Annotated in this window: 15 protein-coding genes; 9 read left to right on the forward strand and 6 right to left on the reverse strand. The window is 64.4% G+C overall.

Annotation, left to right across the window (positions count from 1 at the left end; translation table 11 throughout):
* Positions 1-688: 688 nt before the first annotated feature.
* Positions 689-2,380 (forward strand): methyl-accepting chemotaxis protein, encoded by a 1,692-nt coding sequence (locus ACP7B7_RS06195; RefSeq protein ID WP_426076060.1) that lies wholly within the window; start codon positions 689-691, stop codon positions 2,378-2,380.
* 24 nt (positions 2,381-2,404) lie between these two features.
* Here the strand turns inward: ACP7B7_RS06195 and ACP7B7_RS06200 are convergent, their stop codons facing one another.
* The 3 genes from ACP7B7_RS06200 to ACP7B7_RS06210 all read right to left on the reverse strand — a co-directional run bounded on the left by ACP7B7_RS06200 (position 2,405) and on the right by ACP7B7_RS06210 (position 6,254).
* On the reverse strand, positions 2,405-4,063 hold the full coding sequence (locus ACP7B7_RS06200; protein WP_426076061.1) for a methyl-accepting chemotaxis protein: 1,659 nt from the start codon (positions 4,061-4,063) through the stop codon (positions 2,405-2,407).
* A 274-nt stretch (positions 4,064-4,337) separates the two neighbouring features.
* Entirely contained in the window at positions 4,338-5,120 is a 783-nt protein-coding gene (locus ACP7B7_RS06205) for a 3-hydroxybutyrate dehydrogenase (RefSeq protein WP_426076062.1), read from the reverse strand.
* Between the two features lie 78 nt (positions 5,121-5,198).
* Positions 5,199-6,254 (reverse strand): AraC family transcriptional regulator ligand-binding domain-containing protein, encoded by a 1,056-nt coding sequence (locus ACP7B7_RS06210; RefSeq protein ID WP_426076063.1) that lies wholly within the window; start codon positions 6,252-6,254, stop codon positions 5,199-5,201.
* Positions 6,255-6,346: 92 nt separating this feature from the next.
* Between ACP7B7_RS06210 and ACP7B7_RS06215 the strand changes: the two genes are divergently transcribed.
* From ACP7B7_RS06215 to ACP7B7_RS06235, 5 genes are all read left to right on the forward strand, one after another.
* Positions 6,347-7,957 carry an FAD-binding oxidoreductase gene (locus ACP7B7_RS06215; protein WP_426076064.1) on the forward strand — a complete coding sequence of 537 codons (1,611 nt, stop codon included), beginning with the start codon at positions 6,347-6,349 and terminating at the stop codon, positions 7,955-7,957.
* The gene (locus ACP7B7_RS06220) at positions 7,954-9,519 is read left to right on the forward strand and encodes a glycerol-3-phosphate dehydrogenase/oxidase (protein ID WP_426076065.1); all 1,566 of its coding nucleotides are present in this window, start codon (positions 7,954-7,956) and stop codon (positions 9,517-9,519) included. The genes ACP7B7_RS06215 and ACP7B7_RS06220 overlap by 4 nt, the downstream gene beginning before the upstream one ends.
* A gap of 23 nt (positions 9,520-9,542) precedes the next feature.
* Positions 9,543-9,857 carry a hypothetical protein gene (locus tag ACP7B7_RS06225; protein WP_426076066.1) on the forward strand — a complete coding sequence of 105 codons (315 nt, stop codon included), beginning with the start codon at positions 9,543-9,545 and terminating at the stop codon, positions 9,855-9,857.
* The gene (locus ACP7B7_RS06230; protein WP_426076067.1) at positions 9,854-11,419 is read left to right on the forward strand and encodes an FGGY-family carbohydrate kinase; all 1,566 of its coding nucleotides are present in this window, start codon (positions 9,854-9,856) and stop codon (positions 11,417-11,419) included. The genes ACP7B7_RS06225 and ACP7B7_RS06230 overlap by 4 nt, the downstream gene beginning before the upstream one ends.
* A 239-nt stretch (positions 11,420-11,658) precedes the next feature.
* Positions 11,659-13,938, forward strand: a complete 2,280-nt coding sequence (locus tag ACP7B7_RS06235; RefSeq protein ID WP_426076068.1) for a TonB-dependent hemoglobin/transferrin/lactoferrin family receptor — start codon at positions 11,659-11,661, stop codon at positions 13,936-13,938.
* A 180-nt stretch (positions 13,939-14,118) separates the two neighbouring features.
* Here the strand turns inward: ACP7B7_RS06235 and ACP7B7_RS06240 are convergent, their stop codons facing one another.
* The 3 genes from ACP7B7_RS06240 to ACP7B7_RS06250 form a co-directional block, all read right to left on the reverse strand.
* Entirely contained in the window at positions 14,119-15,462 is a 1,344-nt protein-coding gene (locus ACP7B7_RS06240) for a diguanylate cyclase domain-containing protein (RefSeq protein ID WP_426076069.1), read from the reverse strand.
* 216 nt (positions 15,463-15,678) lie between these two features.
* Entirely contained in the window at positions 15,679-16,872 is a 1,194-nt protein-coding gene (locus ACP7B7_RS06245) for a PLP-dependent aminotransferase family protein (protein WP_426076070.1), read from the reverse strand.
* A gap of 165 nt (positions 16,873-17,037) precedes the next feature.
* Positions 17,038-17,946 carry a DMT family transporter gene (locus tag ACP7B7_RS06250; RefSeq protein ID WP_308922153.1) on the reverse strand — a complete coding sequence of 303 codons (909 nt, stop codon included), beginning with the start codon at positions 17,944-17,946 and terminating at the stop codon, positions 17,038-17,040.
* Positions 17,947-18,049: 103 nt separating this feature from the next.
* Between ACP7B7_RS06250 and ACP7B7_RS06255 the strand changes: the two genes are divergently transcribed.
* From ACP7B7_RS06255 to ACP7B7_RS06265, 3 genes are all read left to right on the forward strand, one after another.
* The gene (locus ACP7B7_RS06255) at positions 18,050-19,492 is read left to right on the forward strand and encodes a PLP-dependent aminotransferase family protein (protein ID WP_308922152.1); all 1,443 of its coding nucleotides are present in this window, start codon (positions 18,050-18,052) and stop codon (positions 19,490-19,492) included.
* Positions 19,493-19,584: 92 nt separating this feature from the next.
* Positions 19,585-21,504 (forward strand): molecular chaperone HtpG, encoded by a 1,920-nt coding sequence (htpG, locus tag ACP7B7_RS06260; protein WP_426076071.1) that lies wholly within the window; start codon positions 19,585-19,587, stop codon positions 21,502-21,504.
* 136 nt (positions 21,505-21,640) lie between these two features.
* On the forward strand, positions 21,641-22,609 hold the full coding sequence (locus tag ACP7B7_RS06265; protein WP_426076072.1) for an IS1595 family transposase: 969 nt from the start codon (positions 21,641-21,643) through the stop codon (positions 22,607-22,609).
* Positions 22,610-22,681 lie beyond the last annotated feature (72 nt).

Genomic DNA, 22,681 nt, shown 5'->3' on the forward strand with positions numbered 1-22,681 from the left:
TAAAAGCCGGCTGGAGTGCTGACTACCTTGCCAAGGTCTTGGGCTTGCCGATCTGATGCTTCATGCAATCGCCCTGCGGGCTACCTCGCGTGCGATACGGTGTTGAGCGTGCCAGGCCGCGACGACATCAAGACGGAATTCACGTTCATGCTGGAAAGCACTGGCTGGCGTTACGTGCCGCGCTGACGGCACGGTCCATCCATTCATGCCGGGCACGGCGCCACCATAAGCCGTGCCCGCCCGACAGTCGCAGGCACTACCTTCCCATCACAGCGCCCGTCCGGGCCTGTACCTCCATCTTCTCCGACATATCCAGCTGGCCGTGCGTGCCTGTCAGCACACCAGCATCCTGTGCCAGGCAAGAATGGTTGCGATTAATTATTTAATAATAATATAAAAGAAACTAAAATTTAACATATGTAAGAAAATTGTTGGATAAATATTGGCATTTAAGCAAAAAAATAATATATTTGTTTAATTCGTTTAATTTGGCGTACTATATCAACAAGATTATGCGGATCAATGTCAGGCAGTGCAGGCGTAACGCTGCGGCAGCCTTGCTCCGTAAAATATTCTATTTTATTGGTAATAAAATACTAAAATAGGGATGCCAGGTAGGCAGTATTGCCTGACATCACTCCGCTGCTTGCTTTCCCGTCACCGTACGGGCTACCCCGAGGATGTGACCATGCGACTCAATCTTCCCGTCAGCGATACCGAGATCAACCTGAGCGACACCGAGACCATCGTCTCGACTACTGACTTGCAAGGCAATATTACCTACGCCAATCCCTACTTCATCGCCATCAGCGGCTACACGGCCGAGGAATTGATGGGGGCGCCGCAAAATATCCTGCGCCATCCCGACATGCCGGTCGAGGCGTTTGCCGACTTCTGGGCCACCATCCGTTCTGGCCGCTCGTGGAGCGGCATGGTGAAAAACCGCTGCAAGAACGGCGACTTTTACTGGGTGCTGGCCAATGTCACGCCAGTGGTCGAGGACGGCGTGGCGATCGGCTACATGTCGGTGCGCACCAAGCCCACGCGCCAGCAGGTGGCGCAGGCGGCGGCCCTGTATGCCCGCATCAAGGCGGGCCAGGCCGGCGGCATGGCGATCAGCCAGGGTGCGGCCGTGCGCACGGGCTGGCTGGCGAAAATCGTGGGCTTGCGCGATATGGCGCTCGGCAAGCGCATAGCCTGGAACCTGGGGCTGCTCAGCCTGGCCTTGCTGCTGCAACTGGCCTGGCATGCCGAGGTGTTTCCCGACTCGGCCGGACCGTGGCTGACTGCCGTGTCGGTGGTGGCGCTGCTGGCGACGCTGTATTTCTGGAACGTGTTGCACCGCACCGTGATCGTGCCGCTGCAGCAGGCACGCCAGGCCTGCGACGTGATGGCCGGCGGCGACCTGACGGGCGAAATCGACACCACGCGGCGCGACGAAATGGGGCAGCTGCTGCGCTCCTTGCGCCAGCTGCGCGTGAACCTGCACTCCATCGTCGGCGATGTGCGCGGCAACTTTCTGCGCATCAGCATGGCCAGCCAGGAGATTGCAGCCGGCAATATGGACTTGTCGGGCCGCACCGAGGCGCAGGCCTCGGCCCTTGAGCAGACGGCGTCGAGCATGGAGCAGCTGGCGGCCACGGTGCAGCAAAACAGCGGCAACGCCGAACAGGCCAGCACCATGGCGGGCAAGGTGCATGGCCTGGCCGGGCGCGGCGGCGAAATCGTCGGCCAGGTGGTCACCATGATGGACGAGATCAACGCCTCGTCGAAAAAAATCGGCGACATCACCGGCATCATCGAAGGCATTGCGTTTCAAACCAATATCCTGGCCCTGAACGCGGCGGTGGAAGCGGCGCGCGCCGGCGACCAGGGACGCGGCTTCGCGGTGGTGGCCGGGGAAGTCCGCAGCCTGGCGCAGCGTTCGGCGGCGGCCGCCACCGAGATCAAGCAGCTGATCACGGCGTCCTTGCAGCAGGTACAGGAGGGCACGCGGCTGGCCGCGCAGGCCGGCGCCAGCAGCCAGGAAATGCTGGTCGCGGTGCAGGGCGTGCATGGCATCATGGGCGAAATCGCCTCGGCCTCGCGCGAGCAAAGCCATGGCATCGGCCAGGTCAACCAGGCCGTGACGCAAATGGATGAAGTGACGCAGCAGAACGCGGCGCTGGTGGAGGAATCGGCGGCCGCATCGAGCTCGCTGCAGGACCAGGCGCTGCAACTGGAACAGGCGATGGCGCTGTTCCGGCTCGAGCGGCGCGCCGGCGCTGCAGCAGCCGCCAGGACGGGGCCGGGAAGGGCAGGGCAGGCACCAGCAAGGCCCGCGGTGGTGACAAGGGGGGCCATTGCGCCCGCAGCGCGCATACGGCACATGGCGGGGTAAGCGGCGGCACCATTGCAGTGTGCCTCAGAAGGTTTCCCATTCACTATCCTGCCTGGCCGGCCTGGACAAGCTGGCAGCGGCCGGCTTGACCGCCACCTTCGCTCGCGCCACCGCATGCCGCACATTGCGCTGGGTGGTCTCGTCGAGCTTGAAGGTGCTGACCAGTTCGGCCAGCCGCGCCGACTGGTCCTGCAGCGCGTTGGCGGCGGCCGCCGCTTCCTCGACCAGCGCCGCGTTCTGCTGCGTCACCTGGTCCATCTGCGTGATCGCATGGTTGACTTCGGCGATGCCGGTGCTTTGTTCCTGCGCCGCCGAGCTGATTTCGGCCACGATATCGGTCACGCGCTGCACGCCTTCCACCACCTGCCCCATGGTCTTGCCGGCCTGTTCCACCAGCTGCGTGCCTTCGTCGACCTTGCCGACCGAGTCGCCGATCAGGGTCTTGATTTCTTTCGCCGCCGCGGCCGAGCGCTGCGCCAGGCTGCGCACTTCGGTGGCCACCACCGCAAAACCGCGTCCCTGTTCACCGGCACGCGCCGCTTCCACGGCCGCGTTCAGCGCCAGGATATTGGTCTGGAAGGCGATGCCGTCGATCACGCCGATGATGTCGACGATGCGGTTCGAGGCCACATGGATCTCGCCCATGGTGGCAATCACCTGCCGCACCACGGCGCCGCCGTCCTGCGCCACGTTTGACGCCGACTGCGCCAGGGTGCTGGCCTGGCGTGCGTTGTCGGCCGTCTGGTGCACGGTGGACGACAGCTGTTCGACGGCCGACGCGGTTTCTTCCAGCGAGCTGGCCTGCTCTTCGGTGCGCGACGACAGATCCAGGTTGCCGCTGGCGATTTCGGCCGAGGCGGTGGCAATGGTGTCGGCGCCGGTGCGCACTTCGCGCACGGTATTGCGCAGGCTCTGGTTCATTTCCTTGAGCGCCTGCTGCAGCTGGCCGATCTCGTCGCTGCTGTCGATGGCGATGGTGCGGCTCAGGTCGCCGCTGGCGACGGCCCTGGCCGCTTCCACCGCGTGATCCAGCGGCACGGTGACGCTGCGCGCCATCAGCCAGGCGGCGATCACGCCCATCAGCAGCGCGGCCGCGCCCAGGGCCAGCAGCAGGCTGCGGCCCGAGCGGAAACTGCCGTCGATGCTGGCGGCGGCGCCGTCGATCACGCCCTGTTCGAATTTCACCAGGGCGCGGATGCTGTCCGAATACGCTTGCGTGGCGGGCGCCATCTTGCTGTCGTACGCCGCGTTGGCCATCTCGTCATTGCCCGCTTCCTTCATCTTGAAGACGTCGTTGCGGATATCGTTGAACACTTTGCGCTGGGCCAGCATGGCATCGAGCACCTTGCGGTCTTCCGGACCCGTCACGCTGTCTTCCAGCTGCTTCTGGATCGCCGAGGCGCGCTGCGAGTACGAGGCCATCTGCTTCTTGAAATAATCCTGCACGGCCGGGTCATTGCTTTTCACCACGGCGGCGCTGCGTGCGCCATTGCTTTCGATAATGCCGATCCATTCGGAAGCGATGCGTTCGCGTACCAGGTCGCGCTCGACCATGGTGTGGGTGGCGTTGCCGATATCCTGCAGGCGCACCACGCCGATCAGTATCATCAGGGCCATCAGGGCCAGCACCAGGCCAAAACCCAGGCTGAGGCGGGCGCCTATGCGGAGATTGCGTATAGTCATAGCGTTTTCGGGGAAAGAAGAGGAAAGCGTAGATGGCAAGCAATGTTGCCAGATCGGACAAATGGCCCGAATTGTAACGCGATGTTGCCGTACGGCAAAAGTTAACTGTTGTTAACTAACGGCTTTTGTCTCTTTTTTGCTTTGGAAAGTTGCTATCTTTTACGTGGATGCGGGAGAAAATCCGGGGTCAGACTCGTCGGGGGAATACGTCCCAGTGGGATGTATTCCGATCGCGAAGCGACTGACCCCGGCACTTGCTGGTGGGTTTCAGCTGTTACTGCATATGCCAGCCGTGGCTGACCACGATCGACTGCCCGCTCAGCGCATTCGACGGAAACGCCGCCAGGAATACTGCCGTTTGCGCCACGTCCTGGGTGGTGGTGAACTCGCCGTCGATGGTGTCTTTCAGCATCACTTTCTTGATCACGTCTTCCTCGCTGATGTTCAGCTGGGCAGCCTGTTCCGGGATCTGCTTGTCGACCAGCGGGGTGCGCACGAAGCCGGGGCAGATGACGTTGGCGCGGATGCCGTCTTTCGCGCCTTCCTTGGCCACCACCTTGGCCAGGCCGACCAGGCCGTGCTTGGCCGCCACGTAGGCGCTCTTGAAGGGCGAGCCTTCGTGTGAATGCACCGAACCCATGTAGATGATGGCACCGCCGCGGCCACCCTGGATCATGGCGCGCATGCAGGCGCGGGTGGTCAGGAAAGCGCCGTCCATATGGATCGCCAGCATTTTCTTCCACTGGTCAAACGGATAGTCGACCACCGGGCTGATGATCTGGATGCCGGCGTTGCTGATCAGGATGTCGATGCCGCCGAAATGGGCCACGGCGTCGGCCACGCCCTTGTCGACCTGTTCTTCGCTCGACACGTCCATGGCGACGGCGAACGCCTCGCCGCCGGCCTGCGTGATTTCATCGGCCGTCTTGCTGGCGGCATCGAGCGCCAGGTCGGCGATCACGACCTTCGCGCCCTGTTTCGCGTATTCGATGGCCATTTCCTTGCCGATGCCGCTGGCGGCGCCGGTAATCAGTGCGACTTTGTCCTTGAGTTGCATTATTCATCCTTTGCGGTGCAGGTGGGAGGATACAAATTAACTTGCCGCTGCCAGTATAGCCAGAAACAGGATCGCAGATCATTCACGCGCATCAAGCCGCGCCTGCAAGCGCCAGGCGCCCGGATTGGTGCCGGCCCAGGCGCGAAACGCGTGGTTGAAGGCGCTTTGCTCCTGGTAGCCCAACAAAAAGGCGATATCGACCAGCGACAGCTCGGGCTGGAGCAAATAATCGCAGGCCTGGCGGTAGCGCACCTGGTCCAGCTGGGCCTGGAAACCGGTGCCGGCGTCGCCGAGTTTTCTTTGCAGGGTGCGCGGTGTCATGGCCAGCTCGCCGGCCACGCCGGCCAGGCGCACCGCGCCCTGGCGCAGGCCGGCCGCGATGGCTTGTTGTACCTGCGCTTCGATCCCGACGCTGGCGCCCGTCAACCCACAGCGCTGCGCCAGCAATTGTTCCGCGTGCTGGCGCAGCAGCGGATACAGGCTGGTGTCGGCGTTCGGCACCGGCCAGTCGAGTACCCGCGCGTCCATGGTGGCGGTGTTGGCGTCCGCGTTGAAACGCGGCAGGCTGCCCAGCACGCGCACATATTCGTCGCGGTGGCCGGCATGGCGCAGCAGGGCCTCGCCGCCGCCGTCATGGGCAAACGCCAGCTCGCCTGGCGGCAGTGGCATGCCGGCCAGCCAGTCGCCACACACGCGTATGCCGGCAAACACGCTGTCGACCAGGTGCCGGCTGGCATGCGGATAGTGGCTGATCCAGCGGTATTGAAAGCGGTCGCCGTCGCGCCGCAGCGACGAGCGGCCCAGGTCGTGCGCCAGCACTTCATAGCGCGCCGTCTGTTCCAGCGCCTGGCCGACGCTGGCGCAACTGAGCAGCACCAGGCCGTAGGCGCTGTAGGTGCCCATGCGCACGCGCTCGCCCACGTGCAGGCCGAAATGCGCGTCGCCGGCCAGCATGGCACCCGCGTCGAGCAGGCGCACATAGGTGGCGGCGGGCAGGGTGGCCGGCAGCGGCGACAGGCCGTTTTCCGGCAGCCCGGCGGCGCTGGCCAGCGCGGCGCCGTCGATGCCGTGCGCGCCGGCCGCTTCCAGCAGCGGCTGCACATAGGCGGCGACGACGGTGTCAGTGCCTGGCATGATGGAACAATGCGATTGTCATGAAAAACCAATACCCCGTGATGGTGGCGGCCTATGCTGGCCGTCAGACAGTATATCTTGGGAGGCAGGCGATGCGACGCTGGAATGGATGGGGCGATGACGGTGTCGTCCATGCCTTGAGTGCCGAGGCGCTGGGTTTTTTGCACGAAAGGCTGGGGCCGGGCCAGGCGATCACCGACGCCAGCTTCGAGGCCGTCTGTGCGCTGGTGCCCGCCTCGCGCCTGGCAGGCCATCCGCTGATCGACACCGCGCCGGCGCTGCGCGTGCGCCATGCGCTGGGGCAAAGCCTGCCCGACTGGTTCAAGCTGCGCCATGGCCGCATCGGCGCGGTGCCCGATGGCGTGGCCTTTCCCGACAGCGGCGAACAGGTGCGCGCACTGCTGGCGCATGCGCGCGCGCACGGCATCGTCATCATTGCCCACGGCGGCGGCACCAGCGTGGCCGGCCATTTGACCGTGCCTGACGGTCACCGTCCCGTGCTGTCGCTCAGCCTGCGGCGCCTGTGCGCGCTGCAGGGCCTGGACCGCGAGGCGCAGCTGGCCACCTTTGGCGCGGGCATCCTTGGTCCCGACCTGGAAGCGCAGCTGCGCGCACACGGCTATACCCTGGGCCACTTTCCGCAATCGTTCGAATATTCCACGCTGGGTGGCTGGATCGCCACGCGCTCGTCCGGCCAGCAATCGCTGTGCTATGGCCGCATCGAGCAGCTGTTTGCCGGCGGCGTGGTCGAAACGCCGGCCGGCACGCTGGCCTTGCCGACCTTTCCCGCCTCGGCGGCCGGCATCGACCTGCGCGAAATGGTACTGGGCTCGGAAGGGCGCATCGGCATTATCACGCAAGCGACCGTGCGTGTCTGTCCGCTGCCGGCCCGCGAAGCCTTTCACGCCGTGTTCTTTGCCGGCCTGGCGCAGGCGCTGGCAGCCGTGCGCGCATTGGCGCAGGCGCGCCTGCCTTTGAGTTTGCTGCGCCTGTCGAACGCGGCCGAAACGCAGACCATGCTGGCGCTGGCCGGCCATGCGCGCCAGGTCGCTTGGCTGGAACGCTACCTGGCCCTGCGCGGCTGCGGCGAGGGCAAGTGCATGCTGATGGTTGGCGCCAGCGGCGAGGTGGCGGCCGTGCGTGCGGCGATGCGCGCCGCCCTGGCGCTGGCGCGCCGGCACCAGGGCGTGCATGTCGGGCGCCGCATGGGCGACAAATGGAAGCAGGGGCGCTTTCGCAATGTCTACCTGCGCAATGCGGCCTGGGAGCACGGCTATGTGATCGACACGGTGGAAACGGCGGTCGACTGGCCGCGCGTGCCGGCCATGATGGCGGCGCTGGAAGCGGCGGCGGTCACCGCGCTGGGAGGTTTTGGCGAGCGCGTGCACGCCTACACGCATCTGTCGCACCTGTATGCGCAGGGCGCCAGCGTGTACACCACCTATGTATATCGCCTGGCTGCCACCCATGAGGAAAACATGGCCCGCTGGCGCGCCTTGAAAGACGCCGCCAGCGCCGCCATCGTGGCGCATGGCGGCACCATCAGCCACCAGCACGGCGTGGGCACCGACCATGCACCATACCTGCTGGCCGAGAAGGGCGCGCTGGGACTGGCGGCGATGGGCGCGCTGCTGCGCCGGTTCGACCCGCAGGGCCTCATGAATCCCGGCAAACTGCTGCAGGACGCGAAAGGAACTCCATGAACCGCGAGGGACTTCCAGCGTTGCTGGCGCGCGAGTGGGACCTCCTGATTATCGGCGGCGGGATTACCGGCGCCGGCATCTTGCTCGAAGCGGCGCGGCGCGGGCTGGCGGCGCTGCTGGTCGAGCAGAAGGATTTTGCCTGGGGCACGTCCAGCCGTTCCTCGAAACTGGTGCATGGCGGCCTGCGCTACCTGAAGCAGGGCCGGCTGGGCATGACCTTCGAATCCGTGCACGAGCGGCAGGCCTTGCTGCGGGATGCGGCCGGGCTGGTCGAGCCACAGGGCTTTGCCTTTGGCGACTACCTGGGCCGTAAACCGGGCCGGCGCCAGTTCATGCTGGGCCTGGCCATCTATGACTGGATGGCGGGCCGGCGCACGCGCCGCCTGCTGTCGGCCGATGAATTTGCCATGCTGGCGCCGCATGTGGCGCGCGCCGGCCTGCAAGGCGGCATGCTTTACCAGGACGCCAAGACCGACGACGCGCGCCTGGTGCTGCGCGTGCTGCAGGAGGCGCGCCAGCATGGTGGCGTGGCCGTCAATTACCTCGGCGTGGCCGCCTTGCTGCGCACGCAAGACACCGTCGACGGCGCGCTGCTGCATGACGCCGTCGGCCATCACGATCACCGCGTGCGGGCGCGGCTGGTGATCAGCGCCACCGGCGCCTGGGCCGATGGCTTGCGCGGCCAGGTCGGCGGCGTGCCCAGGCTGCGCCCTTTGCGCGGCAGCCATCTGCTGCTGCCGGCCTGGCGCTTGCCGCTGGCGCAGGCCGTCAGCCTGATGCATCCGCACGACGGACGGCCCGTGTTCGCCTATCCATGGGAGGGCGTGACCCTGGTCGGCACCACCGATGTCGACCATGGCGCAGGCCTCGATGCCGAAGTGGCCATCACGCGCGCCGAATTCGATTACCTGCTGGCCGCGCTGCGCTGGCAGTTTCCCGCGCTCGAGCTGGTGGAAAACGACGTGATCGCCACTTTTTCCGGCGTGCGGCCGGTGGTGGCCAGCGGCGCGCTTGACCCATCGCAGGAAGCGCGCGAACATGCGCTGTGGGTGGAGCAGGGTTTGCTGACGGTGGCCGGCGGCAAGCTGACCACCTTCCGCGCCATCGCGCTGCAGGCCTTGCGCATGGCCGCGCCGCTGCTGCCGCACTGGCGCGCCGATTTGCGCAAGCTGCCGGTCTTTACGGCCGTGGCGCCATTGACGGGATCGGCCATGCAACTGGACAGCGAACAGCGTTTGCGCCTGCTGGGCCGCCACGGCGCGCAGGCGCAGGCCCTGTGCGACGCGGCGCAGGACGGCGAGCTGGCGATGATCCCGGGCACGCAGACCGTGTGGGCGCAACTGCGCTGGGGCGCGCGCATGGAATGCGTGGAACACCTGGACGACTTGCTGCTGCGACGCACGCGGCTCGGTTTGCAACTGGCCGGTGGCGCGCTGGCGATCTTGCCGCGCGTGCGCGCCATCTGCCAGCAGGAACTGGGGTGGAGCGACGCACGCTGGGAAGAAGAACAGGCGCGCTACCTGGCGCTGTGGCGCGGGCATTACAGCGTGCCGGCACCATAAAAAAGGAGAACAATATCGATACCTTGCTGTTTGGCGAAATACTGGAACTGGGCGACGCCCGCATTACCTATGACACTTTGTCGCCGCTGGACCTGGCGCAGCCGGTGGCCGCCATCGTCGAGGACCTGGGCGAAGACTTGCTGCAGATAGCCTGCGACAATGGCGATATCGTCGACGTCGGCTGGTATCCGGCCTGGAACGAGGCGGGCCGCCTGCGCGTGGTGACGGTGCGCGGCCAGGACTGGGAGGCGCCGATATTCAGCGCACAGCCGGCGACGAGTCCCCAGGCGCTGCTGGCCTGCCTGCGTGCCGCGCTGGCGCGGTCGGGCGAGCGGTGAGCGCGGGTCCGTATCTGCTGGCGATCGACAACGGTACGCAAAGCGTGCGCGCGCTGCTGTTCGATGTGCAGGGCAACCTGGCGGCCAAGTCGCAGGTGTTCCTGGAGCCGTATTTTTCGACCCATCCCGGCTGGGCCGAGCATGACGCCGACGGCTACTGGCAGGCCGTGTGCGAGGCGTGCCGGCAGTTGTGGCGCTCCACGTCCATCGACAGGGCGCAGGTAAAAGGCGTGGCGGTGACCACCCAGCGCGGCACGGTGGTCAATGTCGATGAAGCGGGCGTGCCGCTGCGGCCCGCCATCACCTGGCTGGACCAGCGCCAGACGCGGCAGATACCGCCGCTGGCGCCCTGGTGGCGGGCGGCGTTTCGCCTGGCGCGCCTGGACGGCACCATCGGCTATTTTCGCCGCGAGGCCGAGATCAACTGGATCGCCGCGCAGCAACCGGACATCTGGCGGCGCACCCACAAATTCCTGCTGCTGTCGGGCTTTTTGAACCACCGCCTGTGCGGGAAATTCATCGATTCGACCGGCTCGCAGGTGGCGTATATCCCCTTCGACTACAAGCGCCATGCCTGGGCCGGGCGCCACGACTGGAAGTGGCAGGCGCTGGCCATCAAGCCGGCCATGCTGCCCGAACTGGTGGCGCCGGGCAGCCGTATGGGGGAGATTACTGCGGCGGCCGCGCTGGCCACCGGCGTTTTGGAAGGCACGCCCTTGCTGGCGGCCGCCGCCGACAAGGCCTGCGAAGTGCTGGGCGCCGGCTGCGTCGAACCGCACGTGGCCTGTCTCAGCTACGGCACCACGGCCACCATCAACACCACCAATCATCGTTATCTGGAAGTGACGCGCTTCATTCCGCCGTATCCGGCCGCCATGCCGGGCGCCTACAGCACCGAGGTGCAGATTTTTCGCGGCTACTGGATGGTCAACTGGTTCAAGGAGCAGTTCGGCGACCGCGAGCGGCAGGCCGCCGCCGAAAACGGCTCGGGCTTGCCGGCCGAAGCGCTGTTCGACCGCCTGGTCGACAGCGTGCCGCCCGGTTCCATGGGCCTGATGCTGCAGCCCTACTGGAGCCCTGGCATCAAGGTGCCGGGACCGGAAGCGAAGGGCGCCATGATCGGCTTTGGCGACGTGCATACGCGCGCCCACATGTACCGCGCCATCCTGGAAGGCCTGGCGTATGCGCTGCGCGAGGGCCGGGAGCGCATCGAGAAAAAAAGCGGCGTGACTATCACCGCGCTGCGCGTGGCCGGCGGCGGCTCGCAAAGCGATGCGGCGATGCAGCTGACGGCCGATATCTTCGGCATGCCGGCCGCGCGCGCCCATGTGTATGAAAGTTCGGGCCTGGGCGCGGCGATTTGCGCCGCCGTCGGCCTGGGCTACCATGCCGGCTTCCCGGCCGCCGTGCGCGCGATGACGCGCCAGGGCCGCGTGTTCCAGCCGCATGCCGACCATGTGCGCATCTATGACCAGCTGTACCGGCGCGTGTACCGCAAGATGTATGGACGGCTGCAGCCTTTGTATCGCGATATCGCCGAGATCACCGGCTACCCGGCTTGATCCAGTTATAAATGATATTGCGAATCATTCGCATCCATTGTATGATGTGCATCGCATTTCACCAAGGCAACTTATCCCGGTGATGCGACAAGCCGCCGCCCATGCGCGGCGGCTTGTCCCGCGCGGGCAGAACGCCGCCGCAACGCTCCCTTCAACGCCGCCGCTTGAACAGTGCATGACGCACCCTCTGCCCAGCGCTTTTTCATTCCACAAGCATGAAGAACCAGGCAAGGACAGCAATGAGATCGAGCAGCAAGCATACGTCGCGCGCAGGCGCCCTGACCCCGATGGCGGCCGCACTGGCCCTGGCGCTGGGCGCCGTTGGCAACGCCTGGGCGGTCGATGCCGGCGACACCTCGAACGACACCCGGATGCCCGCCATCAGCGTGTTCGGCGACGCCATCAGCGCCAGCACGGCCGGGCGCTCGTACATCAACAGCGAAGACATCGAACGCCAGCAGGCCGACAACGTGGCCTCGCTGCTCGACACCTTGCCCGGCGTCGACCTGGCCGGCACGGCGCGCCCGAGCGGGCAAAGCCTCAATATCTGGGGCTTCAACAAGGTACAGGACGTGAAAGTCATCCTCGACGGCGTGCCCAAGGGATTTGAAAAATACCGCCAGGGTTCGATCTTCATCGAGCCGGAACTGATCAAGCAGATCGAAGTGAACAAGGGCGCCCATACCAGCTTGTATGGCAATGGCGGCTTTGGCGGCGTGATCACGGTCGAGACCAAGGATGCGAAGGACATGCTCGACGGCGACGCCAGGCTGGGCGCTTTCGTCAAGTACTCGCGCCACAGCAACAACGCGGAAGACGATGTCACCGTCGCCGCGTATGGCCGCACCGAAGACGGCCGCTTTGACGTGATGGCGTTTTCCACCCGGCGCAAATCGGACGACCTGCGCAAGCCGGATGGCAAGCCATTCCGCTTTTCCGCCGTCGATGCGCCGTCGAACCTGGTCAAGCTCAATGTGCGCTTGACACCCGAACAGCTGCTGACCGTCACCGCCATGAAGAGCGGCAGCACCGGCTGGGGCCCGTTCGCCGCCATGGGCGAAGACGTGCCGACGCCGACCGAAGCGGAAATCAAGCGCTACGGCCTGGAAGAAGCGTGGCAGCGCAAGGCCGTCTACCGCGACCAGGACGACGATACCTATTCCGTCAAATGGCAGTACGCGCCGGCCAACAATCGCTGGGTCAAGCTGACGGCCACGGCCGGCTATTCGCACACCGACCAGCACGACAAGCGCCTGCCGTCGGCCTCGCTGGGCTCCTACCTGGGTTCGCTGGGCAACGAAAGCTGGGCCTCGTATGTGGACCGCATCGCCGAGATCCGCAATGAAAGCGTTTTTACCACCGGCGCGCTATCGCACGTGCTGATGACGGGCCTGCAATGGCACAAGAACGTGCGCGACACCCTGATGTATTACCCGTCGTCGACCGCGCTGAAAGACCCCAGCTATAACTATGGCTATTTCCAGCCCTATTACATGCCGTCCGGGCGCCAGGAGACGCGCGGACTGTATTTGCAGGACGCGATGACCTATGGCGACGTGACCCTGACGGCGGCGCTGCGCCATGACCGCGTGGTGTCCGAAGGCGTGCCGAACGTGGCTTCGCGCTATAACAGCCCGCTGCCGGCGGCAGGCCACGACTTCAGCGAAAAAACCCATGAAGACTGGTCGCCGCGTTTGGGCCTGTTCTGGAAGGCCAGCAGCGCGCTGGCGCTGTTTGGCGACTTGAGCCGCACCTGGCGCGCGCCAACCATCGACGAGATGTATTCGAATGAATATTATGTGTCGGCCCGCCTCGGTTCCAGCACGCCGGGCACCAGCCGCGACCTGGCGGTCGAGCGCGTGACGGCCGCGCGGCTGGGCGTGATGCTGCACCGGCAGGGGCTTTTCCAGGAGCGCGACGATGCGCAATTGCGCGTGACGGCGTACCGTAACCGGGTCGAAGACAATATCGGCCCGCGCCTGGGCGTGCTGGTCGAAGGCTACGTTTCAGGCAGCGGCGTGGGTTTGCCGCCGGGCTTGTCGTCCTATCGTAACCTGGCCGGCTTCCGCACCGAGGGCGTCGAGATCGAATCGTATTACAACTCGCCACGCCTGTTCGCCAGTGCTTCCTTGTCGTCGCAATTCGGCTCGCGCCGCGGTGCGCAGCGTGATCCGTGGGGCAAGAATGAACCGGTTTCCACGATTGCGCCGGACAAGGTGATGACGGGGCTGGGCTGGCGGTTTGCCGATTTGGGCGCGACTGTCGGCTGGCAGGGGCGGTTTGTGGCCAAGCAGGATCGCGTGCTGCCGGTGGGGAATGTTTATCGCCTGCCGCCGTCGAAGGGGTATGCGTTGCATACTTTGTTTGCGTCGTGGAATGGTACTGCAGGTCTTTGGCGCGGGACCGAGGTGCGGCTTACTGTTGATAATGTTTTCAATCGTCATTACATGCCGTATTTGAGTGAAGCAGTGACAGGTGTCGGACGCAATGCCAAGTTGAGCGTGTCCCGTAAATTTTAAACAGCGGGCCGGAGACGCGGACCTGAGAAAATGCCGATGGCCGCGTTGCAGCTTCCTCGCCGTACATGCGTACTGTCTTCGTCGCTGCGCCTTGCCCTCGGCATTTTTCAGGCCCGCTTGGCCCGAGCGCCTCTTTTGAGGTCTCGGGCCGGATTGATCGCCCGTGGTCTGCTTTCTTGCTTATCGCAGTATCAACGCCTTCACCGTCTCCCACGCCGTACTCCCCGAACTGGTCGCCCGCACCTGGTTGCGGCCGGCTTCTTTTGCCACATACAAGGCGCGGTCGGCGGCGACGAACAGGGCTTCGCGGTTGTCGAGTTGATGGGGGCGGATGGTGGCGACGCCGATGCTGACGGTGATCCAGGCGGAAGTCGTTGAGCGGGGGTGCGGCAGGTGCAGCGCTTCGATGGTGGCGCGGATGGTTTCGGCGAGCAGCATCGCGCTGTCGGCTTCGGTTTCCGAAAAAAGCATCACGAATTCCTCGCCGCCGTAGCGGGCCGCCAGGTCGCCCGGGCGGCAAGCGTGGGCGTCGATCGCCTGCGCCACTTGCTGCAAACAGGTGTCGCCAGCGGGGTGGCCCAGGCTGTCGTTGTACAGTTTGAAATGGTCGACGTCGAGTACCACCAGCGACAGCACGCCGCCGTTGCGCACGCTGCGCTGCCATTCTTTTTCCAGGAAGCTGTCGAAATGGCGGCGGTTGGCGATTTTCGTCAGCGGGTCCAGGTAGGCGGCGCGCTGCAGCGCGTCTTCGGATTGCTTGTGGTGGGTGATGTCGTGCAGCAGGCCGATGTAGAGCGGCTGGCGCAAATACATCGGGGTCAGGGTCAGGTCCATGCTCAGCGCATGGCCAGCGCGGTGGCGGATCGCCACTTCGCGCGTGCCGTGATTGTGCGCGGTGTCCGGATTGGCCGCATGCATGGCGAAATAATCGAGGTATTCCTGCGTCACCATGGGGCTGAGCAGTTCGGCGATCGAGCGGCCAGGCAGTTCGTTTTCGCGGTAGCCCAGGTAGTGGTCGCAGGCCGGATTGGTGTACTGGATGCGGCCGTCCGCCTCGATGATCAGCAGGCCTTCGGCCATATGGTTGACGATGGTGCGCAGGCGCTCGGCCTGTTCTTCCTGGGTTTCGCTGTTGCTGCGGATTTGCAGCTGGGCGCGCACGCGGGCGCACACTTCGGCCATGCGCAGCGGCTTGGCGATGTAGTCGACGGCGCCGATGTCGAAGCCGGCCACCACGTCGTCGGTGTCGGTCCTGGCGCTCATGAAGATGACGGGGATGCGTTGCGTGAGAGGATTTTGCTTGAGGTGCTGGCAGGTTTCGAAGCCATCCATGTCGGGCATCATCACGTCGAGCAGGATCAGGTCGGGCTGGGCGCGCTGGGCAATAGCGAGCGCTCGCTCGCCAGACAGGGCGACATACACCTGGTAACCTTGCTCGCTCATCAGCTTGCGCAGCAGCTCGAGGTTGGCCGGCGCATCATCGACGATCAATATCGCGGCTACGCGCCGTTGCGCATATGCCATGCTGCCTGGACTCATTGCTGCCGGCCTCTATCTGATGGGGAGCACAGGCCAGCAATGCCGCAAGAATCTAGCCTGATCTTAAAGTTACACTTTGATACAGATCATACCGCTTCGGCAATTTGTTTGGTGAAAAATTTAAGCTTTATGTTGTGGAAAGCATTGCAATAATAGTATTCCCGCCGCGCAGGCAGTGTGGCGGGAATATGGCCAAGTGGTTTACAGTTTGGCGGCGATCAGCTTGCCCAGGATGGCGATGCCTGCACGGATACGCTCGGGTGGCACCGTCACGAACGACAGGCGCAGGGTGTTGGTTTGCGGTGCGTTCGCATAGAACGGCGAGCCGGGCACGAAGGCAACCTTGTTTTCGATCGCTTCGTCCAGCAGCTTCATTGCGTCGATATGGCTCGGCAGGGTGACCCAGATAAACATGCCGCCTTCGGGCCGGGTCCAGGTCACGCCGGCCGGGAAGTGTTCCTGCAGCGCATGCAGCATGGCCTGGCACTGGTCGCCGTACAGGGTGCGGATCTTCGGAATATGCTGCGCCAGGAAGCCGTCCTTGATCACTTCATGCACCACCATCTGCGTCAGCTGCGAGGTGTGCAGGTCGGCCGCCTGCTTGGCCAGCTCCAGGCGGCGCACCAGTGGCGGCGGCGCCACCACGTAACCGAGGCGGATGCCGGGCGTGAGCACCTTGGAGAACGAACCCATGTAGATCACACCGTCCGGATGCATGTTCAGCATTTTCGGATACGGCTCGCCGCTGTAGCTCAGCGCCCCGTACGGATCGTCCTCGATCAGCGGCAGGCCGTGGCGGGCACAGGTTTCCACCAGCTCCACGCGGCGCGCCACGGACAGGCTGCGCCCGGTCGGATTCTGGAAGTTCGGCAGTGCATACAGCAGGCGCGCGCCGTCGGCGACCGGATCGACCGACGACGGCACCAGGCCTTCGTCATCGGTGTCGACCGACATGAATTGCGGGCGGTACACGGAAAACGCCTGCAGCGCACCCAGATAACTCGGGGTTTCGACCAGCACGCGGCTGCCTTCGTCGATCAGGACCTTGCCCAGCAAGTCCAGCGCCTGCTGCGAGCCGGATGTCATCAGCACCTGTTCCGGCGCGATGCTGCTGCCGCTGGTGGACAGGGAATCGGCGATCCACTGGCGCAGCGGCAGGTAGCCGTCGGTCGGGCCGTATTGCAGCGCCACCTTGCCGTTATTCGACAGCACCTTGTCGAAGGCGACCTTCATTTCGTCGACCGGGAAAGTGGCGGGCGAAGGCAGGCCGCCGGCAAAGGAAATGATGTCGGGGCGTTGCGTGATTTTCAGGATTTCGCGGATGAACGAGCTTTGCAGCTGTTCCGCGCGTTCGGCAAAGCGCCACTGGATCGGATTCGGGTTTTCAATTTTCATGCGTGTCTCACAGAAGATGCCGAGCTGCGCCGGCTGGTTGTATGGTCCGCTTGTGGCGGCCTTTTACGGGCGCCACCGGATAGGCACCGCCCAAACTGCTGCGGTATTGTACGACGGACTTGTGGGCAAGCCCACTCCCGCCGTGGTGCCTGTGCCGCGGCTGTCTTATTTCAGCTTGCGCCCGGCCGCCACCACGGCGATCACGGCGCCGGCAAACAGCAGGCTGTCGCTCGCCAGCGGTTCGCCGAGCAGCACGGCCGCGCCCAGCAAGGTCAGGAAGGGCTGCAGCAGCTGCGTCTGGCCGACCCTCGCCACGCCGCCCAGCGCCATGCCGCGGTACCAGAAGAAAAAGCCGATAAACATGGAAAACACCGAGATATACGCAAAGCCCAGCCAGGCTTGCGCGCCGGCCTGCGCCAGCATGGCCCGCTGCGGCCAGCCCTGCCACAGCACCAGCGGCAGCACGAACGGGGCGGCCAGCACCAGCGCCCAGCAGATCACCTGCTGGCCCGGCATGGCCTGCGCCAGGCGGCCGCCTTCCGCATAGCCCAGCGCGCCCAGCAGCACGGCGGCGAACATCAGCCAGTCGGCCAGATGAAAACTGCCGCCGCCCTGGCGCAGCGCGAACGCCATCACCAGCGCGGTGCCGGTCAGCGCCATCAGCCAGAATGCGGGCGAGGGACGCTCCTTGCCGCGCAGCACGGCAAACACCGCCGTGGCCAGGGGCAAAATGCCGACCAGCACCGCGCCGTGCGAGGCCGGCAGGCTGCGCATGGCGACCGAGGTCAGCCAGGGAAAGCCCACCACGCAGCCGGCCGCCACCAGCGCCAGCGGCAGCCATTGCGCGCGCCTTGGCAGGGCTGCCTGTTGACGCCACAGCCACAGCGCCGCCAGGCAGGCGGCCACCAGCGCACGACCCAGTGCGACAAACACGGCCGGCAGTTCCGCCACCGCCAGGCGGGTCATCGGCAGGGTCAGGCTGAACAGCGCAACGGCGATCAAGCCCAGCAGCAGGCCCTTGCGGTCGTCGCCCAGGCGGGGCAGGGGTGTGGCGAGGGCGGTGGCGGGCGGCATGATTTTTCCTGTCCAGTAGTGTAAGTCAGTGCTATCCTAGACTTCATTGGCAGTACAGTACAAATACACTTTCCCGCATAATTTTCGATACTGTGATGGTCACATGAGCAATACACCGGACGGCTTTCCTCATTTGTTGACGCGCGGCTCGGGCGAAACCCTGATCGACCAGATCGTGCGCTCGCTGGCCGCGCGGATCGACGACAAGCTGCTGCGCGGCGGCGCGCGCATGCCGTCGATCCGCCAGTGCGCGGCCAGCCTGGACGTCTCCTGCGCCACCATCGTCGCCAGCTACGACAAGCTGGTGGCGCGCGACTACCTCGAATCGCGGCGCGGCGCCGGCTTTTATGTACGCGAGCGCGCGACACTGCATGCGCCGCTGCCCGCTGGCAGTACGCCGGCGCCCGGTGCGCCGCAGCCGATGGACGTGGTCTGGCTGATCCGCAATATGTTCCGCCAGGCACCGTTTCATCCCGCGCCCGGCTCGGGCATGCTGCCGCCCGAATGGCTCGACGGCGAACTGGTGGCGCGCGCGCTGCGCGACGTCAGCCGCCAGCCGGGCGCGGCCATGATCAGCTATGGCCTGCCGCAGGGCTTCCTGCCGCTGCGCCAGCAACTGCAGCTCAAGCTGGCCGGCCTGGAAATCGCCTGCCCGCCCGAACAGATCGTCACCACGGTGGGCGTGATGCAGGCGCTGGACCTGGTGGCGCGCGAATTCGCCCGTCCCGGCGACACCATCTTTGTCGACGATCCCGCCTACTGGCTGATGTTCGGCGCCTTTGCCGCCATGGGCGTGCAGGTGATCGGCATTCCGCGCCTCGCCGACGGCCCCGATATCGCCGTGCTGGAACAACTGGCGGCGGTCCACCGCCCCAAGCTGTATGTGATCAATTCGGTGCTGCACAACCCCAGTTCCACTTCCCTGTCCGCCGCCAAGGCGTTCCAGGTGCTGCGCCTGGCCGAGCTGCGCGATTTCCTGGTGGTCGAGGACGATATCTATTGCGACATGCATCCTGGTTCGGCCAGCACGGTGCAGCCGGCCACGCGGCTGGCCGCGCTGGACCAGTTGCGCCGCGTGATCTACCTGGGCGGTTTTTCGAAAAGCCTGGCTGCCAACCTGCGCGTGGGCTTTATCGCCACCTCGCCCGAGCGGGCGCAGCGCCTGGCCGACCGCAAGATGCTGGCCACGCTTACCACCAGCGATATCGGCGAGCGCGTGGTCTACAAGATATTGTCGCAGGGCCTGTACCGCAAGCATGCCGAACGGCTACGCGCGCGGCTCGACAAGGTGCGCGACAGCACGTATCGCCGCATGGAGCGGGCCGGCCTGCGCTTCGAACCGGCGCAGGCCGGCATGTTTGTCTGGGCCGACACGGGCCGCGACACCAATGTGCTGGCCGAACAGGCGCTGGCCGAAGGCCTGGTGCTGGGCCCCGGCAGCCTGTTTTCGCCGCGTCAGCTGCCGTCGACCCATATGCGGCTGAACCTGGCGACAGTGCAGGAAGAGCCGGTGTGGGAATTTTTCGATCGCATGCTGGGCGCTTGATGCCCGAAAATTTGCATGTTGGCATCTTGAAATCGCCGCCAGCATCTCCAACTAGCTGACACTCGTCCCATTCACAAGACTATGAGGTAAACATGGCTGTCTCCGAAAAGCAAACACTGGGTTTCCAGACCGAAGTCAAGCAGATGCTGCATCTGATGATCCATTCTCTGTACTCGAACAAGGAAATTTTCCTGCGCGAACTGATCTCGAACGCCTCCGACGCGGCCGACAAGCTGCGCTTCGAAGCGATCGACAATGACGCCCTGTACGGCAACGATCATGAACTGAAGATCAAGGTCAGCTTCGACAAGGAAGCGCGCACCATCACCATTTCCGACAACGGCATCGGCATGACCCGAAACGAGGCGATCTCGCACCTGGGCACCATCGCCAAGTCGGGCACCAAGGAATTCTTCGGCAAACTGTCGGGCGACCAGCAGCAGGACGCGGCCCTGATCGGCCAGTTCGGCGTGGGCTTCTATTCCGGCTTCATCGTGGCCGACAAGATCACCGTCGACACCCGCCGCGCCGGCGCGGATGCATCGGAAGGCGTGCGCTGGGAGTCGGCCGGCGAAGGCGACTACAGCATCGAGCCCATCGAAAAAACCAGTCGCGGCACCGACATCGTCCTGCACCTGCGCGAAGGCGAAGACGAACTGCTGTCGAGCTGGAAGATCAAGTCCATCATTCGCAAGTACTCCGACCATATCTCGCTGCCGATCGTGATGCAGAAAGAAGAATGGGACGACGAGAAGAAGGAAACCGTGGTCAAGGACGACACGGAAACCGTCAACCAGGCCAGCGCCCTGTGGGCCCGCAGCAAGTCCGAGATCACGCCGGAACAGTACGAGGAATTCTACAAGCACGTGTCGCATGACTTCCAGGCGCCGCTGACGCACACGCACAACCGCGTCGAAGGACGCAGCGAATACACGCAGCTGCTGTACATTCCAGCCAAGGCGCCGTTCGACATGTGGGACCGCAACAAGCGCGGCGGCATCAAGCTGTACGTCAAGCGCGTCTTCATCATGGACGACGCCGAGCAGCTGATGCCGACCTACCTGCGTTTCGTCAAGGGCGTGATCGATTCGTCGGACCTGCCGCTGAACGTGTCGCGTGAAATCCTGCAGGAGTCGCGCGACGTGAAAGTCATCCGCGAAGGCTCGACCAAGCGCGTGCTGGGCATGCTGGAAGAACTGGCGAACGCCGACGAGCAGGAAAAGAAAGACAAGTACGTCACGTTCTGGAAGGAATTCGGCCAGGTGCTGAAAGAGGGCATCGGCGAAGATGCTGGCAACAAGGAACGCCTGGCCAAGCTGCTGCGCTTTGCCTCGACCGCCAACGACAGCGATGAACAGATCACGTCGTTCGCCGACTACGTGGCGCGCTTCAAGGAAGGCCAGGACAAGATCTATTACGTCACGGCCGACAATTACGCCGCCGCGAAAAACAGCCCGCACCTGGAAATCTTCCGCAAGAAAGGCGTCGAAGTGCTGCTGCTGACCGATCGCGTCGATGAATGGATGCTGTCGTTTATCCAGGACTTCGAAGGCAAGGAGCTGGTGTCGGTGGCCAAGGGCGGCCTGGACCTGGGCGCGCTGGAAGACGAAGCGGAAAAGAAAGAGCACGAAGAAACCGAAACCTCGTACGCCGACCTGGTCGGCAAGATGAAGGCCGCGCTCGAAGATAAGGCCAAGGACGTGCGCGTGACATTCCGCCTGACCGATTCGCCAGCCTGCCTGGTGGCCGACGAGAACGAATTGTCGGGCAACCTGCTGCGCATGCTGAAAGCGGCCGGCCAGAGCGCGCCGGAATCGAAGCCGATTTTGGAAATCAACCCGAACCACCCGCTGGTGACGCGCCTGAAATATGAAGACGCCGAAGGCGGCAAGTTCGGCGACTGGGCCAATATCCTGTTCGACCAGGCCTTGCTGGCCGAAGGCGGTTCGCTGGCCGACCCGGCCACGTTCGTGAAACGCCTGAACGAATTGCTGCTCAATTCGGCAAAATAAGTCGCTTGTCATTCGCCAGGCCGGTCCTTTCGCCAGAAAGGGCCGGCTTTTTTTAGGCTATGTCACCGAAAGCAGTGGGAACGCCCAGCCGTTGCGGAAGTCTAACTGATCAGGTATTTCCTTCCAGGAGCCGATCGTGGACACCACCCAGTGGCAGATTTTCGCCGACCAATTTTCACAACTATCGTATCGCCAGCGTATTGCCAGCAGCAGCTTGTTGCGCATGCGCGCGCCGCAGGATCCGGCTGTCGCCCTGATTGAGCAGACAGCACAGGCGAAACTGCATTGCCCCGCCTGCCAATCGATCCATTTCCACCGCCACGGCCAGGCCCATGGCTTGCAACGCTATCGCTGTGTTCCTTGTGGCAAAACGTTCAACGCCTTGACCGGCACGCCGCTGGCGTATCTGCACCATAAGACGCAGTGGCTCGCCTATGCGGATTGCCTGCTCAACTCGTTTTCGGTGCGCAAGGCAGCCCTGCAAGTGCATATCCATCGCAATACCAGCTTTCGCTGGCGCCATCGTTTTCTTGCGCTGGCCAAGACCGACCGGCCACATTGCCTGCACGGTATCGCCGAGGCCGACGAGATGTATGTGCTGGAGTCGCAAAAAGGTTCACGGCATATGACGCGGCCGGCACGCAGACGTGGTGGCCGCGCAGGCAAACGCGGCATTTCCAGTGAACAGGTATGTGTCCTGGTGGCGCGTGACCGCACCGGGCAAACCGTCGATTTCATCACTGGCCTGGGCCAGCTGACCAAGGCCAGCCTGCACGCCTGCCTGCCAGCGGTGATCGACCGCGACATTTTGTTGGTCAGTGATGGCCATCCGGCCTATCCCGTGTTTGCCAGGGAGCTCGGCATCCAGCATTCAGCCGTCAACTTGCGGGCCGGCATCCGCGTGCGCGGTGCGGTGCACGTGCAGAACGTCAACGCGTATCACAGCCGGCTGCGTCGCTGGCTGCGCGCCTTTCATGGCGTGGCGACGCGCTATCTGCCCAACTACCTGGGTTGGCGCTGGATACTGGACGCCAGGAGAATATTGTCCCCCGAAAGCTTGCTCAGGGCCACTTTGGGGTCGTTCCCACATTTGATGGTGACATAGCCTTTTTTACGCCGGCCGCCCGGGCGCCGTGCGCAGCGCGCCGCCGCGAGCATGCTAGAATCGCCGACGTGC

The sequence above is a fragment of the Janthinobacterium sp. PSPC3-1 genome (genome assembly GCF_049896105.1).
In the GTDB taxonomy this organism is placed as follows: Bacteria; Pseudomonadota; Gammaproteobacteria; order Burkholderiales; family Burkholderiaceae_D; genus Janthinobacterium.

Coding starts and splice junctions, on each gene's coding strand:
- ACP7B7_RS06235 (WP_426076068.1), top strand. CDS start 11,659: ATGAGATCGAGCAGCAAGCATACGTCGCGCGCAGGCGCCCTGACCCCG.
- ACP7B7_RS06255 (WP_308922152.1), top strand. CDS start 18,050: ATGAGCAATACACCGGACGGCTTTCCTCATTTGTTGACGCGCGGCTCG.
- ACP7B7_RS06195 (WP_426076060.1), top strand. CDS start 689: ATGCGACTCAATCTTCCCGTCAGCGATACCGAGATCAACCTGAGCGAC.
- ACP7B7_RS06240 (WP_426076069.1), bottom strand. CDS start 15,462: ATGGCATATGCGCAACGGCGCGTAGCCGCGATATTGATCGTCGATGAT.
- ACP7B7_RS06205 (WP_426076062.1), bottom strand. CDS start 5,120: ATGCAACTCAAGGACAAAGTCGCACTGATTACCGGCGCCGCCAGCGGC.
- ACP7B7_RS06215 (WP_426076064.1), top strand. CDS start 6,347: ATGCGACGCTGGAATGGATGGGGCGATGACGGTGTCGTCCATGCCTTG.
- ACP7B7_RS06220 (WP_426076065.1), top strand. CDS start 7,954: ATGAACCGCGAGGGACTTCCAGCGTTGCTGGCGCGCGAGTGGGACCTC.
- ACP7B7_RS06250 (WP_308922153.1), bottom strand. CDS start 17,946: ATGCCGCCCGCCACCGCCCTCGCCACACCCCTGCCCCGCCTGGGCGAC.
- ACP7B7_RS06200 (WP_426076061.1), bottom strand. CDS start 4,063: ATGACTATACGCAATCTCCGCATAGGCGCCCGCCTCAGCCTGGGTTTT.
- htpG (WP_426076071.1), top strand. CDS start 19,585: ATGGCTGTCTCCGAAAAGCAAACACTGGGTTTCCAGACCGAAGTCAAG.
- ACP7B7_RS06245 (WP_426076070.1), bottom strand. CDS start 16,872: ATGAAAATTGAAAACCCGAATCCGATCCAGTGGCGCTTTGCCGAACGC.
- ACP7B7_RS06210 (WP_426076063.1), bottom strand. CDS start 6,254: ATGCCAGGCACTGACACCGTCGTCGCCGCCTATGTGCAGCCGCTGCTG.